This is a genomic window from Achromobacter veterisilvae, from assembly GCF_900496975.1.
In the GTDB taxonomy this organism is placed as follows: Bacteria; Pseudomonadota; Gammaproteobacteria; order Burkholderiales; family Burkholderiaceae_B; genus Achromobacter; species Achromobacter veterisilvae.
In genome coordinates this window covers 22269-37915 of the sequence record NZ_UFQC01000052.1, presented here as the reverse complement: position 1 = coordinate 37915, position 15647 = coordinate 22269, and the positions used below count along the sequence as shown (strand labels likewise).

Below are 15647 nucleotides of genomic sequence, written 5' to 3'. Positions count from 1 at the left end.
CTCTTCCGCCGCGCTCGACTCGGCAGGCTGGCTGCCCCTCCCCGCGCCGCCCGACTTGCGGCCGCCGCGGGTCTTGCGGGCGGACCGCGACCGGGATTCTTCCTGGGCCGCGCCGGCTTCCGGCGCGTCGTCGGCCTCGGCCGCCGCCGGCTGGCGAGCCGGCGCGGAACGGGATCCGCCGTTGTTGCCGGCGGCGCGGTTCGCGGACGGCGCGCCGTCCGTGCTGTCGCGGTACACATAGGTGCCGGCGTTTTCTTCGCGCCCCACCTCCAGCAAGCCGCGCGACTGCGCTTCTTCCAGCAGGTTTCCGAATGCGCGGAAACCGTAATAGGATTCGTTGAAATCCGGCCGGCGGCGCTTGAGCGCATCCTTCAGGGCCGAAGCCCAGATCTTGCCGCTGTCGCCGCGTTCGGACACCAGCGCATCGAAGGTCTCGACCACCATCTCGACCGCCTGGGTCTTGCGCGCCTCCAGCTCTTCCTTGCGGCGGCGCTCTTCGTCCGGCGTGCGGCGCTGGGCGCCGCTGGCGCCGCGATTGTCGCGCCGGGCATCGGCGGCCCGCTGGCCTTCGCGCGCCAGGTCGTCGTAGAAAATGAATTCGTCGCAGTTGGCGATCAGCAGGTCCGAAGTGGACTGCTTCACGCCCACCCCGATCACCTTCTTGTTGTTCTCGCGCAGTTTGGACACCAGCGGCGAAAAGTCGGAATCGCCGCTGATGATCACGAACGTATTGACGTGGGACTTGGTGTAGCAGAAATCCAGCGCGTCCACGACCAGCCGGATATCGGCCGAATTCTTGCCCGACTGGCGCACGTGGGGAATCTCGATCAGCTCGAAATTGGCCTCGTGCATGGGGGCCTTGAATTCCTTGTAGCGTTCCCAGTCGCAATAGGCTTTCTTGACGACGATGCTGCCCTTGAGCAGCAGGCGTTCCAGCACGGGCCGGATGTCGAACTTGTGGAACTTGGTGTCGCGCACGCCCAGCGCCACGTTCTCGAAATCGCAGAAGAGCGCCATGCTGACGCTTTCGTTGGGGTTGTTCATGTTTTGTTCTCCAGTTCGGTGGCGGCGGCCGGGCGAGACGCCGCCATATGTCGCCCATGATATACATATCCGTCGATCCACCCAGGCGCCGCCGCCCCGCTCCCCTTGCCCGACGATCTTTTTCCCCCCGCGCTCGCCACCGACCGCCTCGTCCTCCCGCCCCTGTGCACCCAGGACGCCGAGGCCATCCAGCGCATTTTCCCGCAATGGGAAGTGGTGCGCTTCCTGGCCGACCAGGTGCCCTGGCCCTATCCCCCGGACGGGGCCCGCGCCTACCTCGAACAGGTGGCGATCCCCGCCATGCGCCGGGGCGCGCAGTGGCATTGGTCCATCCGCACCCGGGCGGAGCCGGACCGCCTGATCGGCATCGTCAGCCTGATGGACGACGATCCCGCCAACAACCGAGGGTTCTGGCTGGACCCCGCCCATCGCGGCCGCGGCTACATGACCGAGGCCAGCGAAGCCGCCACCGCCTATTGGTTCGAGGTGCTGGGCAAGCCCGTGCTGCGCGCCCCCAAGGCCGTCGCCAACACCGCCTCGCGCAACATCTCCGTGCGCGGCGGCATGCGCCTGGTCGGGACGGAAGAGCGCGGCTACGTCAGCGGACGGCTGCCCACCGAGATCTGGGAGATCACCCGCGAGGAATGGATCGCCCGCCACCCGCGCAAGCCGGCCGCCGGCTGACCCGGCCCCGTTTTCCTCCCGCCCCGGGGTCCCAGCCAAGCCGGCGCTTACCGCCCTTTTCGCCCCGCTTTCCGGCCGATTGATCGGCGCCGGTCCTGGCTAGAATTCCCGAAAATCCGGCATTCCGCGCACGGAATGCCTTCGTTATCGGGCAAGATCCATGAATCCGTCTACCGTCATCGGCGCCGCCGTCGGCCTGCTCACCGTGGTCATCGTCGTGGCGCTGGCCGCCACCGACCCCGGCCTTTACCTCAACCTCCCGGGCCTGGCCATCGTGCTGGGCGGCACCTGCGCCGCCCTGTTCATCGCCTATCCCCTGTCCGAGGTGATACGCGTCTTCAAGCTGGTGCGCACCGTCTTCCGCAACGACCAGCACGACCAGCAGCGCGACATCGACGAACTGGTCGCCATGGCCCAGTTGTGGATGAACACCGACGTCCGCAAGGTCGAAGAGGAACTCAAGAAGGTCTCCAACCCCTTCCTGCGCACGGGCGTGCAGTTGATCATCGACAACACCCCGGAAGACCAGATCATCGAACTGCTGCAATGGCGCGTCGCGCGCCTGCGCGCCCGCGAACAGGCCGAAGCCCAGATGTTCCGCGTCATGGCCACCTTCGCGCCCGCCTTCGGCATGCTGGGCACCCTGGTCGGCCTGATCAACCTGATGTCGGTGCTGGGCGACGGCAGCATCCAGGTGATCGGGCAGCAACTGGCGATCGGCCTGATGACCACCTTCTACGGCATCCTGCTGGCCAACCTGGTCTGCAAGCCCATCGCCCTGAAGCTGGAACGCCGCACCGCAAGGCGCGTGGAGTCCATGAACATGGTGCTGCAAGGCATCGCCATGATGTGCGAGAAGCGCGGCCCCGCCGTCGTGCGCGAGACCCTGAATTCCTTCGTCATGCACGTCGAGGACGAAATCTACGACGGCGGCGCCGCCGCCAAGCCGAAGACGCCCCCGGCCAAGACGGAAGGCCAGGTCAAGCCCGCCGTCCAGCCCGTCTCCATCGCCCGCCCCGCCGCCGCGCGCCAATGAGCCTGATTTCCCCCACCCTGGCAGAGCGGATCGAAAAGGCCCGCCAGGCCCAGTTGCGCGCCCAGAAAGCGGCCGCCGACGGCGGTTGGCGCCAGAGCAAGAGCGGCCGCCAGGACCGCTACGCCCGCTGGCACGTCGAGGAAACCGTCGAGCACGATTCCGAGAACTGGCTGCTGAGCTACCTGGATCTCATCACCCTGCTGCTGGCCCTGCTGGTCGTCCTGCTGGCGCTCACGCGCCTGCACGGCCAGGCCTTCGGCCACGGCGAACAGCCCGTGGAGCTGGTCGGCACCCTGGCCGCCAGCGGCCTGCCCGCCTATGACGGCGAATACTCGGAATTCGACGCCGTCGCCATTCCCGCCAGTTGGGCCGAACCGCCAGCCCCGGCAACGCCGCCCGCCGCCGCAGCAGCAGCCCCCGCGCAAGCAGCCCAGGACGGCGAAATCGTCGCCGAGGCCGCTCCTGCGCTGCGCGCGCCCTCCAAGGAATCGCTGGGCCTGGCCGACCTCGGCAACTCGGTGGACGTCATCATCAACGAACAGTCCGTCAGCTTCCGCATCAGCAACGAGCTTCTGTTCCCCTCGGGCCAGGCCACCCTCAGCCCCACCGGGCTGGACGTCATCAAGCGCCTGGCCGGCATCCTGAACAAGAACGACTACCAGGTCTCCGTCGAAGGCCACAGCGACCCGGTCCCCATCCAGACGCGCCAGTTCGCGTCCAATTGGGAACTGTCCAGCAGCCGCGCCACCAGCGTGCTGCGCGAACTGGTGCGCGACGGCATCGCCGCCCAGCGCCTGCGCGCCGTCGGCTACGCCGAGACGCGCCCGATCGAATCCAACGACACCCCGGCCGGCCGCGCCGCCAACCGGCGGGTGGAACTGATCATGGACATCACGGCGCCGCAGAAGGCGGCGCAGGCGCCCGCGGCCGGCGCCGGGAAACCCGCGGCGAAGGCGGCGGCCCGGTCCTGATCCGGCCAGCGCCGGACGCGCGTTCCGGCGCCCCGGGCCTCAGGCGGCCCCGCCCAACTCGACCAGCTTCGAAAGCGTATTGAAATTGCGCGTCGTCGCGGGCACCTGGAGCTTGCGCTCGATGAAATTGTTATTGGCGCGCAGGTCGCTGTACTTGGTCGCGCACAGCACATAGGCCATGTCGCCGACGACGCTCACCCGGTCGGGCGCGTGCCCGAGCGCGTGGAACGAGTCGACCAGGCCGTCCGCTGGCCGGCCGGCCAGCAGCGTGAAATAGAGCTTGGCCGGGTCGGCGCCCTTGAACGGATTGCCGTCCAGCGCCCGCTGGAAATACCGGACCGGGCGAGCCAGCACCTTGATGTCGCCGCCGAAATGGTCCGCGATGACGCCATGGACCAGCGCTTCGAGGGCGGACTGGGCCAGGTCCGTGGCGGCAAGGACATTGCCGCTCTGGATGTAGGTTCTGACATTGCCCAGGCCCGCCGCTTCCAGGGCGGCGCGCAGCGGCGCCATGAGCACCTTGTTCTTGCCGGTCGGCATCACGCCGCGCAGCAGGATGATCTTCGTTTGCATGGAGTCGGGCCGCCTGGGGCGCGCGGGTGGAACCAGCCTGGGATCTTACAGGCCGCGGCGGCAATCAGCGCCGGTGGCGCCCGTTGAAACGGCCCCGGCCTCGATACCCCGCTTGGCACTTTGCGCTGTGTCGGTCCCGCGGCCTGGACTGCCGGGTGTATAAAAACCCATGACCTCTCGCAAAGCCCGCGGCGCCCGGCCGCTCCCATCGTCCTCCGCATCGCCCGGCGCCAGCCCGCTCCAGGCCCCTGGCTTGCTGCGCCGTCTGCTGCGCGCCAAGGACCGGATGGACGCCGCCTCGCACGAGGCCTGGCCCGTGGAACGCCTGGCCGCGGTCAGCAGCGTCTCCGAAGCCCATTTCGCCCGCTCGTTCAAGCAGGCCTTCGGCATCCCGCCGCATCGCTATCTGCTGACGCGCCGCATCGAGCAGGCCATCGGCCTGCTGCGGGATACCGGAATGAGTGTCACGGAAATCGCCTACGCCACGGGATGGGAAAGCCTGGGCACGTTCGGCCGGATCTTCCGCGACATCACGGGCCGCAGCCCCGGCGCCATGCGCCGGGAGGCGCAGGCCGCCGGCCATCAGTTCGGCCGGATCCCCGCCTGCGTCCTGAAAGCCGCGCAGCGCCCCGATCTCGACATCGCAGTTTTGGAGAAGCGCCGCCGCATGGCGGAAGGTACAGTCCCGCCATCAACCCAGGAGGTCTTATGAACCCAGGAATCAATGTGGTGGGCGCGTATGTCGACGATCAGGACGAGGCGCTGGCGTTCTATGTCGGGAAGCTCGGATTCCGCGTCCACACCGACGTGCGCAACGGGCCCTACCGGTGGCTTACGGTCCAGCATCCGGAGCAGCCCTCGTTCCAGCTCGGCCTGTTCACGCCCGGCCCGCCCATCCACGACGAGGCCACCGCCCGGACCCTGCTTGCCATGGTGGCAAAGGGCGCCATGCCGCCGCTGGTCCTTCATGTGTCCGATTGCCGGGACAGCCATGCCCGGCTGAAGGCCGCCGGCGTCGAATTCACCCAGGAGCCGATCGAGCGCTACGGCAGCGTAGACGCGGGATTCCGCGATCCGGCCGGCAATGGGTGGAAGATGATCCAGGCCCCGCGGGACACGGCCTGAACCCCGGGAACGAGCCACGGCTACGGTTTCGCCTCGCGGCGGTCACGCATGCCGAACCAGACGCCCGACAGCACCAGGACGAAGGCGCCCGCGAGGCGCCAGGTCGGCGGATAGGAAGCGCCCAGCAGCTCGATGACCACGGCGGTGATGGGGGCCAGCGCCTGGAACGCCATCACGCGGCTGGCGTCGAGGCGGCCCAGCGCCCACAGCAGGCAGAAATAGCCCGCGCCGCTGGAAAGCCCGATGAAGACGACGTTGGCCCACTGCACGGCCGACAGGCGGGGCGCCAGCGCCGCGCCGCTGGCCAGGCAGGCCCCCGCCAGGAACACGACAGAGACGAACATCGCGAAGGCGCTGACGTACAGCGCGGGGTATCGCTTGAGATAGGGGCGGTACAACAGGCTGCATGCGGCCCCGAGCGCCGTCGCCCCCAGCAGCGCGGCCCAGGCCCGGCCGTCGCGCATCCCGTCCGCGGGAGCCGCCGACGGCGCGAGCAACAGGAAAATGCCGATGACCGCGACGCCGGCGCCGGCCATTCGCGGCCAACTGAAGCGCTCGCGCCCGGTGCCGACGGCAAGGCACATCGTCAGCAGCGGCACCGTGGAGAACACCAGGGCGCAGGTCGCGGCCGGCAACCGGGCAAGCGCGTAATTCATCAACAGCATCAGGACCGCGAACTGAAGAATGCCCAGGCCCGCCACCGCGAAAAGATCCCTGGCCGCGAATCGCACCGACCAGCGCCGCAGCACCGGCGGCGCGAGCAGCGCCAGCCCTATCGCGTAACGCAGGAAGGCGAGCGTTTCGGGCGTGGCATCGGCCGAGACGGTGCGGGTGGAGACCATGGCCGCGCCGACCAGCATGCCGGTGAGCGCGGCGGCGCAGAGCGCCTTGGCGGGATCGCGCATCGGCAGCCTGGTCCGTTCACGACAAATCGCGCGCCCAGACCTGTCCCACCAGGTCCTTGCCGAAACTGCGGTGCTTCTCTTCTTCGATCAACTGGAAGCCGGCCTTCTCGTAGATCCGGCGCGCCTCCACCAGCACGCTGTTGGTCCACAGCATCATGCGCGTGTAGCCCGCCTGTTTCGCGAACCGCAGGCATTCGTCCACCAGCCGGTGCCCGATGCCCAGTCCGCGCGCGCCGGCGTCGACGTACAGCAGGCGCAGCTTCGCCGTGGTCTCGTCCTGGCGCACGACGAAGACCGAGCCGACCATCTTGCCGTCCTTCTCGGCAATCCAGCAGCGTTCGCGGCCGCGGTCGAAATCGCGAATGAACTTGGCCACGATCTCGGCCACCAGCGCTTCGTATTCGGCGTTCCAGCCGTATTCCCGGGCGTACACCACCGCCTGGTTGGCCACGACCAGGCCCATGTCGCCGGGCACGGGGTCGCGCAGCACGTAGCCCGCGGGCGTCTTGTCGCCCAGGAGATTCTGGATGTCGTTCATGGCGTCGATCAGTTGCTGTTGCGCCGGCTCTGGAAGCTGCTTCAGGACGGCGATGATTTCGTTCCTGGAAGCGTCATCGAGAGGCGCGAACGCGGCGCGCCCCGCCTCGGTCAGTTCCAACTGGCCGACGCGGGCATCCTCGGCGGACCGGGTCTTGGCGACCAGCCCCTTCTTCTCGAATCCCGAGACCACGCGGCTGACATAGCCCGCGTCGAGGTTCAGTTCCCGGCAGAGGTCGGACGTGCTGAGGGCGGGCCGGTGCGCCAGTTCATAGAGAATGCGCACTTCCGTGAGGGAAAACTCGCTGGCCAGCAGGTGCTCGTGCAGCACCCCGATGTGGCGCGTGTAGAAGCGGTTGAAGCGCCGCACCGCCTCGGCGCGGTCGTGTAGCGTTTGATCCGACATGGCGGCTCCATATGCTTGCCTAAAGCATATTATTACTTGCTTTTAGCAAGTATTCAAGCGCACCCCGCCCTAAGCCACGTCCGCCGCGAACCTCAGCAAGTAGCCGTCCGGATCCTGCACCAGGAATTCCTTGCAGGCGGACCATCCCGAACCCACCCGGTAGCGTTTTTCCTCGATCGGACGGAACAGCGGCCAACCGGCGCCCTCCAGGGCCGCCACTATCGGCTCCACGCCCGGCACCTGCATCTGGAAATTGATGCCTCGCCCGAAAGGCCGTTCCAACGGGGCCGTTTCCCAGGCGCCGTTGAGTTCGCACAGCATGATCTGCAGCGGGCCGCGCTCGATATAGGCGAAACCGGCTTCCCGCCGGGCATAGGCGACTTCGAATCCCAGGAGGCCGCACCAGAAGGCCAGGCTGGCCTCCAGATCGGTGACATCCAGTTCGGGGACCAGGGGCGCGAAGCCCCCCGTGGGAGTCCTGCCCTCGGAGGCAGCGGCATTGCGTTCCTGCTGGTTCATTTGCACATCCTGTCATTGCGGGGATGGACGCGTCCGGCCCGTTGTCCTGTCGTTGCGCCCGCCGGGATACTACAGGACCTGGAAGGTGCGCAGCGCCGTGGCGAAGCCCCCTTCGATGCGCGAGTAGGGCCGGGCGCTCGTCGTCACCCTCGGGCGCGCGCTCCAGGCGATGCTGCAGCCTTCGCGCTGCAGCCTGTCGACCAGCGCCTGGTCTTCGCTGCAGGCCAGCGCGCGGAATCCGCCGGCGCGGCGATACGCGGGCGCGGCGATCCCGAGGTTGGCGCCGTGGACGTGGCGATGCCCGTCCCGGTCCTGGTAGTGCATGGAAAATCCGCGCCGCGCCTTGTGGGCCTCCGTGCCATGGGCGGCCCAGCCCGACACGCCCACGGTGCCGCAGACCACGTCCGCCTTCAGCGAAAGCTGTTCCACCAGCCAGCGGGACGACACGCGCGTATCGGCATCGGTAAACGCCAGCCAGCGCGCGCCGGCTTCCAGCAAATGCCGGGCGCCGGCCGCCCGCGCAATGCCGACATTACGGGCGCGTATCGCCAGGCAGCGCACCGGCCATGCCGCCGCCAGCAGCGCCGTCCGGTCGCGGCACATATCCAGGACCACCACGATCTGCACCGGCTCGTCCCGCAGCAGCGGGTGCCGGGCCGCGGCCGTCGCGGACCTCAGGCAGGCGGCGATGTAGCGCTCTTCGTCATGGGCGGGTATGCAGATTCCGATCATCGTCCCATCCTTCGCGCGCCGTTTGCATGCGCCAACTGTCCAGCCTGAATTCCGGTTCCCGGTGGCGGACGAGCCACGTCATGCCAGGCAGGCTCCCGATCGCCTCGTGCAGCGCGTCCGTCGCAAGGCGGCGGTCGGAAAAATCCCGCCGCCAATGGCAGGCCACCAGCTCCGCGCCGGGGCGCAGGCTGCGCCCCAGCAACCTCAGGAACCGCGCCATTTCGGCATCGTTCAGGTAGTAGCCGAATTCCGACAGCACGCCCAGATCGAAGGCGCCCTCCGTATGCGCCGGCCATTGCGCGGGCAAGTCCCGCGTCAGCGCCTGCACGCCGTCCAACCGCTGCGCGGCGACGCGGCGCCTGCAGCGGCGGATGGCGGTGCCGGACAGGTCGACCGCGCAGACCCGGTCGCAGCGCTGCGCAAGACGCAGCGTCATGTCGCCTTCGCCGCAGCCCGGCTCGAAGGCGTGGGCGTAGCGCTCGCGGCTCAAGGCGGCCAGCAGGAGTTCGCGCTTGCGCCGTTCATACCAGTTGGAGCGCAGCGCCCAGGGGTCTTCCCGGGACCGGTAAAGCCGTTCGAAATGTTCCTCTACAGTGCCCATGGCGGCTCCGCAAGGCCGGCGACGATTGCGCCATGCGCGGCCTGATCGCGCTCGGCGTGGCTTTGCCGGATGAACAGGGGCAGGTCCGCCACGGCCTGGGCGAACGCCGCTTCATGGCACAGCGGGCCCGCGCCCAGCGCGCGCCCGGCCCGACGCAGCACTTCCTCGGCCGCCGCCTCCGTCGCCAGTCTTGCTCTTGCCGTGGCCAGCGCGCAGCGGTCCGCCGGACGGGCATCGATCGCGTCCGCGGCGTCGCGCAGCATGGCGCGCGCCTGGGCGACCGCGATATCGACGGCGCCCAGATGCGCCAGCCGGTGCGGATCGGATGGCGCCCCGGCGCGCAGACGCTGCGCGATGCGCGTGACTCCTCCGAACCAACAGGCCGCGACCCCGGCGCCACCATGCAGGAAACCCGGCCTGTCCACGTACGCGTTCGGCGCCCCGACCGCGATTGCCGGCGTGCGGTCGAACCGCACATTCACCGTGGCGGCGGCGCCCATGCCCGCCGCTTTCCAGCCGGCGTCCACCAGCGTCACGCCGGCCTGCCGCAGGGACACGGCGGCCAGGCAAGGACGGCCCTCGCCATCCCAGCCGCTGACCAAGGCATGCGTCAGGCAGGCCGCGCCCGAGCACCAGGCCTTCACCCCATGCAGCGTCACGCCGCCGCCCGGCCGGATGGCTATCGCCACGCGGTTCCTCGGCGGTTCGGCGCACCACACGCCCCAGCGGCTGCCGCGCGGCGCAAGCGGCGAAGCGCCCAGTTCGGCAAGGATCGCCAGGGCGTCGGTGTGTCCTTCGAACACTTTGGCCAGCGCCAGATCGGCCGCGCCGACCCGGGCGAAGGCGCGCCAACGGTCCAGCGTGCCGCCGGACCCGGGCAAGGGCAGGCTATCGCACCCGGCATCCACCAAGGCGCGCAATTCGCGGCCCGGGTCGATCGGCCAGCTTGCGGCGGCCAGCAACCCGTCCAGGCGGCTGGCCGAGGAACCGGGCGGCGAGAAGATTCGTGAGGACATGCCGTCTGCGCGTCGGGAAGGAGGCCCGGTTCCAGCAAGCGGCGTACCCGGTCCGCGGCTGGGCGGCCCGGCACGACGATTGCTGGCCCCCTGGCGCCTCGGGAGCAATACCGCAACCCGGACTGGCCTTGGGAGACCGCCGATGACGCTTGCTCGTTCCGTTCACGCCGGGCCGCCGCGGCCCGGGAACCGTGCCCGGCCGGACGGGCGCCGGGCCTGAGCCCGGACAGGCTGCCGGCATGGACGCGCTATGGGAATTCCTGCAGTGGCCGGCAATGGCGGCATCGCTGGCTGCCGCCTGGCTGGTGGCCTCGCGCGGCATGGGCAAACGGCATGCGGACTTCTGGGTGTTCCTGTCGAGCAACGCGCTATGGATCGCCTGGGGCTGGCACGATGGCGCCTATGCGCTCATCGCGCTGCAACTGGGGCTGGCCGCCCTCAACGTGCGCGGCGTCATGAAAAACGACGCCTCGCACGCGGCCTCCTCGTCCGAGCCCGGGCGGGACTGAGGCCGTCCGCGGCGCCTCTCCGCGCAGCGATCCGGGATGGCCGGCAGGCGGCGATTGGCGGTAATCTGGCAGGCCCGATCCGTCGTCCGCACAGGAAGATTCCATGTCGTATCTGCTTTTCATCGTCGAACCGGTTGGCCAGCGCGCCCAGCGCACGCCCGAGGAAGGCCGCGAGGCTTATGCGCAAATGGTGGACTACGCCGAAGGCCTGAAGTCGCGCGGGCTGCTGGCGCGCGCGGAATCGCTGAAGTCGGAGTCGGAAGCGGTGCGGCTGCGGGTCCGGGACGGCGAGCGTTCGCTGGTGGACGGCCCCTACGCCGAGGCCAAGGAGATGATCGGGGGATTCTTCCTGCTGACCTGCGAGACGCGCGAAGAAGCATTGGCGCTGGCGGCGCAATGCCCTGCCGCCCGCTGGGCCACGGTGGAAGTCCGGGAACTCGGACCGTGCTTCCTGTAGGCGCCGCAGGCGCGGCCCTGCCCCGGCATCGGTATTTACCCTAGGTTCTCCGTTTTCCTGTCGATCCGGCGCGGCGCGGTTCGTCGTGCCTGTACAAGCCCCGGAATCCGCGGGCTGTGTTTTCCGACCCAAGGAGACTGAGGAATGCGATTCATGATCCTCGTGCGGGCCACGCCCGACAGCGAAGCCGGCGTCATGCCGGAAGAAAGCATGCTCGCCGCGATGACGGCCTATCACGAAGCCCTGGCCAAGGCCGGCGTGCTGCTGGACGCCAACGGCCTGCGGCCTTCGTCCCAGGGCTGGCGCGTGCGCTACGACAACGGCCAGCGCTCGGTGGTGGACGGCCCCTTCGCCGATACCAAGGAATTGATCGCCGGCTACACCATGATCCAGGTGCGCTCGCGCGAAGAGGCCATGCAGTGGGCGCTGCGCTTTCCCGAACCCTTCATCGGCCAGCCCTGCTCGATCGAAGTGCGCCAACTGTACGAGCTGGACGATTTGGCGCCCAGCAAGGCAGTCGAACGGTTCCGGCAAATCATGCCGGGCAATGGCCGCTGACCGGCCGCCCTTCCCGCTCCCTGGCGGCCGAGCGCCGCGACCCTTACGGACACCCACGCCATGCCCAAGCAGATCTTCGTCAATCTTCCCATCGCCGACATGCAGAAATCCCAGGCCTTCTTCAAGCGCCTGGGATTCACCTTCAACCCGCAATTCACCAACGACCAGGGCGCGTGCATGGTCGTGAGCGACAGCATCTACGTCATGCTGCTGGTGAAGGACTACTTCCAGACCTTCACCGGCAAGCCGGTGGCCGACGCCGCCAAGACCACGGAGGTGCTGATCGCGCTGTCCTGCGACAGCCGCGCCGAGGTCGACGACCTGGTGGCGCGGGCGCTCGCCGCGGGCGGCGCCGCGCCGCGCCAGCCGCAGGACCATGGCTTCATGTACGCCCATGGCTTCGAAGACCTGGACGGCCACATCTGGGAACTGGTGTACATGGTTCCCGGCGAGGCGCCCGCCGCATGACGGCGCTGGCGGCCACGCATCGCGCCATCGAGGCGGTCTGGCGGATCGAGGCCGCCAGCGTCATCGCCGGCGTCGCGCGCCTGGTGCGCGACGTCGGGCTGGCCGAAGAACTGGCGCAGGATGCCCTGGTCGCCGCCCTGGAACGCTGGCCCGAGACCGGCGTGCCGGACAATCCGGGAGCGTGGCTGATGACCACCGCGAAGAACCGCGCCCGCGACCGCCTGCGGCTGGACGCGCTGCATGCGCGCAAGCACGCGCAGATCGGCCATGAACTGGAGGCCTTGCAGGCGGACGTGGAGCCCGATTTCGTCGACGCCCTGGACGCCGCCCGGCAGGACGATATCGGCGACGATCTGCTGCGCCTGATGTTCACCGCCTGCCACCCGCTGCTGTCCACCGAGGCGCGGGTGGCGCTGACGCTGCGCCTGCTGGGCGGGCTGTCCACGGTGGAGATCGCGCGCGCCTTCCTGGCGCCGGAATCCACCATCGCGCAACGCATCGTGCGGGCCAAGCGCAGCCTCTCGGCGGCGCGCGTGCCCTTCGAGGTGCCGCGGGCCGAGGACCGGGCGCCGCGCCTGGCCTCCGTGCTGGAGGTCATCTACCTGATCTTCAACGAGGGCTATTCGGCCACGTCCGGCGACGACTGGACGCGTCCCGCGCTGTGCGACGAAGCCCTGCGGCTCGGCCGCGTCCTGGCCGGACTGGCGCCCGCGGAAAGCGAAGTGCACGGCCTGGTGGCGCTGATGGAATTGCAGGCCTCGCGCCTGCATGCGCGCGCCGACGCGCGGGGCCGCCCCGTGCTGCTGATGGAACAGGACCGCGGCCGCTGGGATCCCCTCCTGATCCGGCGCGGCCTGGCGGCGCTGGCGCGCTCGGACGCGCTGGGCGGCGCCCGCGGCCCCTACGCGCTGCAGGCCGCGCTGGCCGCCTGCCATGCCCGGGCGCGCGCGCCCGAGGACACCGACTGGCCGCGCATCGTGGCGCTGTACGACGCGCTGGCGCAGGCCCAACCCTCGCCCGTGGTCGAGCTGAACCGCGCCGTGGCGGTCGGCATGGCCTTCGGCCCGCAAGCCGGGCTGGACCTGGCCGACCGGCTGGCGCAGGAGCCGGCGCTGGCCAATTACCACTGGCTGCCCAGCGTGCGCGGCGACCTGCTGGCCAAGCTGGGACGCCAGGCCGAGGCCCGCGCCGAATTCGAGCGCGCGGCCGGCATGACGCGCAACGCGCGCGAACGGGAACTGCTGCTGGAACGGGCCGCGGCGATGGGCCCGGAGACGTGAGGCACGGGAAAAACCCGGCCGCCTTCTTTCTGCCCGGGCATGCTTAAATCCCAGCCATGCATCCCGCCCATGCCGTTGCCCCGGACTTCGCCGCGCCCGCCATGCCGGGCGTGCCGGCGGCGTTCGACCATCCCGGCGACCGCGCGGAATTCAGGCAGGCGGCGCATCTGCCCGGCGTCGAACTGTACCGCGCCCACATCATCCGCCACACCTTCGAGCCGCATACCCACGAAGCCTACGGCCTGGGCGCCATCGAGTCCGGGGTCGAACGCTTCCGCTACCGCGGGTCGGACCACCTGGCGCCGCCGGGCTCGGTGGTGCTGATGAATCCCGACGAGCTGCACACCGGGCGCGCCGAAACCGAGGGCGGCTGGCGCTACCGCATGGCCTACCTGGACCCGGACGTGGTGCGGCGCGTGACCGGCGACAGCGGCTGGTGGTTCGACGCCGCGGTGGGCATCGACGCCGCCGGCGCGCAGCGCGTGACCGCCCTGCTCGATACCCTGTGGCAGGCGCGCGAGCCGCTGGCCTTCGACAGCGCGCTGTACACGCTGCTGGCGGAATTCCGCCGCCATGCGCGCATGGACCGGCCCGTCCGCGCCGAAGGCGCGCCGCGCTTCGCGCCCGTGGTCGATTACCTGCGCGCGCACCTGTCGCGCCGGCTTACCCTGGACGAGCTCGCGGCCGTGGCCGGGCTCAGCCCCTTCCATTTCCTGCGCCGCTTCCAGGCGCAGTACCACGCCACGCCGCAGCAGATGCTGATGGCGCTGCGGCTGTTCGAGGCCAAGCGCCGGCTGGCCGCGGGCGAACCGCCCGCCCAGGTGGCGCTGGCCGCGGGCCTGACCGACCAGGCCCACCTGACCCGCGCCTTCTCGCGCCGCTACGGCGTCACGCCCGCCCGCTACCAGAAGCAGGTCCGTTCCTGATCCCCGGACCGCAAGCTGGTACAAGACGCGCCGGTTGCGCGCTGGCTACATTGGGGCCGGACTGACCTGGAGCAATCGTATGTGGGCTGGAACCCTTTACGCCCTGGCCGCCGGCCTGATGTGGGGGCTGGTGTTCGTGGGGCCCCTGCTGTTGCCGGAATATCCCGCGGCCCTGCAATCGGTGGCGCGCTATCTGGCGTTCGGCCTGATCGCCCTGCCGCTGGCCTGGCTGGACCGCCGCGCCCTGCGCCAGTTGAGCCGCGCCGACTGGATCGAAGCGCTGAAGCTCGCCGCCATCGGCAACCTGCTGTACTACCTGTGCCTGGCCAGCGCCATCCAGCGCGCGGGCGGCCCGCTGCCCACCATGCTGATCGGCACCCTGCCCGTGGTCATCGCCATCAGCGCCAACCTGCGCAACGCGCGGCGCGACGGCAAGCTGCCCTGGAAGCGGCTGGCGCCGTCGCTGGCGCTGATCGCGCTGGGCATCGCCTTCGTCAACCAGGTGGAGTTGCAGGCGCTGCGCCAGGACGCCGGCGCCGACCTGGAACGCTATGCCGTGGGCGCCCTGCTGGCGCTGGGCGCCGTGGCCTGCTGGACCTGGTATCCGCTGCGCAATGCGGACTGGCTGCGCGCGCACCCGGACCGCAGCCCGCGCACCTGGGCCACCGCCCAGGGCGTGGCCACCCTGCCGCTGGCGCTCGCGGGCTATGCCGCGCTGTGGGGAGGCATGGCCGCCGCCGGCAGCGCGTTTCCCATGCCGGCGGGCCCGCGGCCCGAGGTCTTCCTGGCCCTGATGGCCATCATCGGTCTGTTCGCGTCCTGGCTGGGCACGCTGTGCTGGAACGAGGCCAGCCAGCGCCTGCCCACCGCGCTGGCCGGACAGCTCATCGTGTTCGAAACGCTGGCGGCCCTGGCCTACGCCTTCATCCTGCGCGGCCAGATGCCGCAGCCTCTGACGCTCGCCGGCATCGCCTGCCTGATGATAGGCGTGCTGCGCGCCGTGCGCGTGAAGCCGGAGCCGCTATCTGCGGCCGCCTGAGTCTTCCCACGCCCGGCGAAATCCTGGCTACCGAGTTCCTTGAGCCCCTGGGCCTGACGCAATATCGTTTGGCCCATGCCATCCACATGCCGCAGACCCGCATCGCCGCCATCATCAAGAAGGGCCGCGCGATCACCGCCGATACCGCCTTGCGGCTATCCCGGTTCTTCGGCACGTCTGTCGAGTTCTGGCTTAACCTGCAAAGCTAATATGACGCAGACATGACCCGCCAAGCACCGGGCAAGGAATTGGAATCCATCG

Annotated in this window: 20 protein-coding genes and 1 pseudogene; 13 read left to right on the top strand and 8 right to left on the bottom strand. The window is 69.6% G+C overall.

From position 1 onward, the window contains the following. On the bottom strand, positions 1-1044 hold a 1044-nt coding region (locus AVE30378_RS29500; RefSeq protein WP_129246323.1), incomplete at its 3' end, for an NYN domain-containing protein. A gap of 105 nt (positions 1045-1149) precedes the next feature. On the opposite strand from AVE30378_RS29500, the gene AVE30378_RS29495 reads away from it, so the two are divergent. From AVE30378_RS29495 to AVE30378_RS29485, 3 genes are all read left to right on the top strand, one after another. Continuing rightward, positions 1150-1728, top strand: coding sequence for a GNAT family N-acetyltransferase (locus tag AVE30378_RS29495; protein WP_129246321.1), 579 nt, complete (start codon positions 1150-1152; stop codon positions 1726-1728). A gap of 160 nt (positions 1729-1888) precedes the next feature. Next, positions 1889-2764: a motility protein A gene (locus tag AVE30378_RS29490; RefSeq protein WP_129246319.1), complete on the top strand. Its 876-nt coding sequence runs from the start codon at positions 1889-1891 to the stop codon at positions 2762-2764. Next, positions 2761-3735 (top strand): OmpA/MotB family protein, encoded by a 975-nt coding sequence (locus tag AVE30378_RS29485; RefSeq protein WP_129246317.1) that lies wholly within the window; start codon positions 2761-2763, stop codon positions 3733-3735. The genes AVE30378_RS29490 and AVE30378_RS29485 overlap by 4 nt, the downstream gene beginning before the upstream one ends. A 39-nt stretch (positions 3736-3774) precedes the next feature. Here the strand turns inward: AVE30378_RS29485 and AVE30378_RS29480 are convergent, their stop codons facing one another. Next, positions 3775-4308: a DUF1697 domain-containing protein gene (locus AVE30378_RS29480; protein WP_129246315.1), complete on the bottom strand. Its 534-nt coding sequence runs from the start codon at positions 4306-4308 to the stop codon at positions 3775-3777. Between the two features lie 169 nt (positions 4309-4477). Here AVE30378_RS29480 and AVE30378_RS29475 point away from each other — a divergent pair, with 169 nt between their 5' ends. Then, the gene (locus tag AVE30378_RS29475) at positions 4478-5020 is read left to right on the top strand and encodes a helix-turn-helix domain-containing protein (protein WP_129246313.1); all 543 of its coding nucleotides are present in this window, start codon (positions 4478-4480) and stop codon (positions 5018-5020) included. Beyond that, on the top strand, positions 5017-5433 hold the full coding sequence (locus tag AVE30378_RS29470; RefSeq protein ID WP_129246311.1) for a VOC family protein: 417 nt from the start codon (positions 5017-5019) through the stop codon (positions 5431-5433). The genes AVE30378_RS29475 and AVE30378_RS29470 overlap by 4 nt, the downstream gene beginning before the upstream one ends. A gap of 20 nt (positions 5434-5453) precedes the next feature. Here the strand turns inward: AVE30378_RS29470 and AVE30378_RS29465 are convergent, their stop codons facing one another. From AVE30378_RS29465 to AVE30378_RS29440, 6 genes are all read right to left on the bottom strand, one after another. Further along, positions 5454-6338 (bottom strand): DMT family transporter, encoded by an 885-nt coding sequence (locus AVE30378_RS29465; RefSeq protein ID WP_129246309.1) that lies wholly within the window; start codon positions 6336-6338, stop codon positions 5454-5456. Positions 6339-6354: 16 nt separating this feature from the next. Then, positions 6355-7281: a bifunctional helix-turn-helix transcriptional regulator/GNAT family N-acetyltransferase gene (locus tag AVE30378_RS29460; protein ID WP_129246307.1), complete on the bottom strand. Its 927-nt coding sequence runs from the start codon at positions 7279-7281 to the stop codon at positions 6355-6357. A 69-nt stretch (positions 7282-7350) separates the two neighbouring features. Beyond that, positions 7351-7800: a bleomycin resistance protein gene (locus tag AVE30378_RS29455; RefSeq protein WP_129246305.1), complete on the bottom strand. Its 450-nt coding sequence runs from the start codon at positions 7798-7800 to the stop codon at positions 7351-7353. A gap of 69 nt (positions 7801-7869) precedes the next feature. Further along, positions 7870-8532 (bottom strand): glycosyltransferase family 2 protein, encoded by a 663-nt coding sequence (locus tag AVE30378_RS29450; protein ID WP_129246303.1) that lies wholly within the window; start codon positions 8530-8532, stop codon positions 7870-7872. After that, positions 8504-9133, bottom strand: a complete 630-nt coding sequence (locus AVE30378_RS29445; protein WP_129246301.1) for a class I SAM-dependent methyltransferase — start codon at positions 9131-9133, stop codon at positions 8504-8506. The genes AVE30378_RS29450 and AVE30378_RS29445 overlap by 29 nt, the downstream gene beginning before the upstream one ends. Then, positions 9121-10149: an acyl-CoA dehydrogenase family protein gene (locus AVE30378_RS29440; RefSeq protein WP_129246299.1), complete on the bottom strand. Its 1029-nt coding sequence runs from the start codon at positions 10147-10149 to the stop codon at positions 9121-9123. The genes AVE30378_RS29445 and AVE30378_RS29440 overlap by 13 nt, the downstream gene beginning before the upstream one ends. A gap of 239 nt (positions 10150-10388) precedes the next feature. Here AVE30378_RS29440 and AVE30378_RS29435 point away from each other — a divergent pair, with 239 nt between their 5' ends. The 8 genes and pseudogenes from AVE30378_RS29435 to AVE30378_RS29400 all read left to right on the top strand — a co-directional run. Further along, positions 10389-10658 carry a hypothetical protein gene (locus AVE30378_RS29435; RefSeq protein WP_129246297.1) on the top strand — a complete coding sequence of 90 codons (270 nt, stop codon included), beginning with the start codon at positions 10389-10391 and terminating at the stop codon, positions 10656-10658. Positions 10659-10761: 103 nt separating this feature from the next. After that, positions 10762-11115 (top strand): YciI family protein, encoded by a 354-nt coding sequence (locus tag AVE30378_RS29430; protein WP_129246295.1) that lies wholly within the window; start codon positions 10762-10764, stop codon positions 11113-11115. Positions 11116-11259: 144 nt separating this feature from the next. Continuing rightward, positions 11260-11673 carry a YciI family protein gene (locus AVE30378_RS29425; protein ID WP_129246293.1) on the top strand — a complete coding sequence of 138 codons (414 nt, stop codon included), beginning with the start codon at positions 11260-11262 and terminating at the stop codon, positions 11671-11673. Positions 11674-11733: 60 nt separating this feature from the next. Beyond that, a complete protein-coding gene (locus AVE30378_RS29420) occupies positions 11734-12141 on the top strand; it encodes a VOC family protein (protein ID WP_129246291.1) in 408 nt (135 codons plus the stop codon). Further along, entirely contained in the window at positions 12138-13421 is a 1284-nt protein-coding gene (locus tag AVE30378_RS29415) for an RNA polymerase sigma factor (protein ID WP_129246289.1), read from the top strand. Before AVE30378_RS29420 ends, AVE30378_RS29415 begins: the two co-directional genes overlap by 4 nt. Before the next feature lie 101 nt (positions 13422-13522). Continuing rightward, complete coding sequence (locus AVE30378_RS29410; protein ID WP_129246329.1) at positions 13523-14347, top strand: AraC family transcriptional regulator; 825 nt, start codon at positions 13523-13525, stop codon at positions 14345-14347. Between the two features lie 79 nt (positions 14348-14426). Further along, the gene (locus AVE30378_RS29405; RefSeq protein WP_129246287.1) at positions 14427-15386 is read left to right on the top strand and encodes a DMT family transporter; all 960 of its coding nucleotides are present in this window, start codon (positions 14427-14429) and stop codon (positions 15384-15386) included. After that, positions 15371-15592, top strand: a pseudogene (locus AVE30378_RS29400) (HigA family addiction module antitoxin); the annotation flags it as partial. The gene AVE30378_RS29405 and the pseudogene AVE30378_RS29400, both read left to right, overlap by 16 nt. Positions 15593-15647 lie beyond the last annotated feature (55 nt).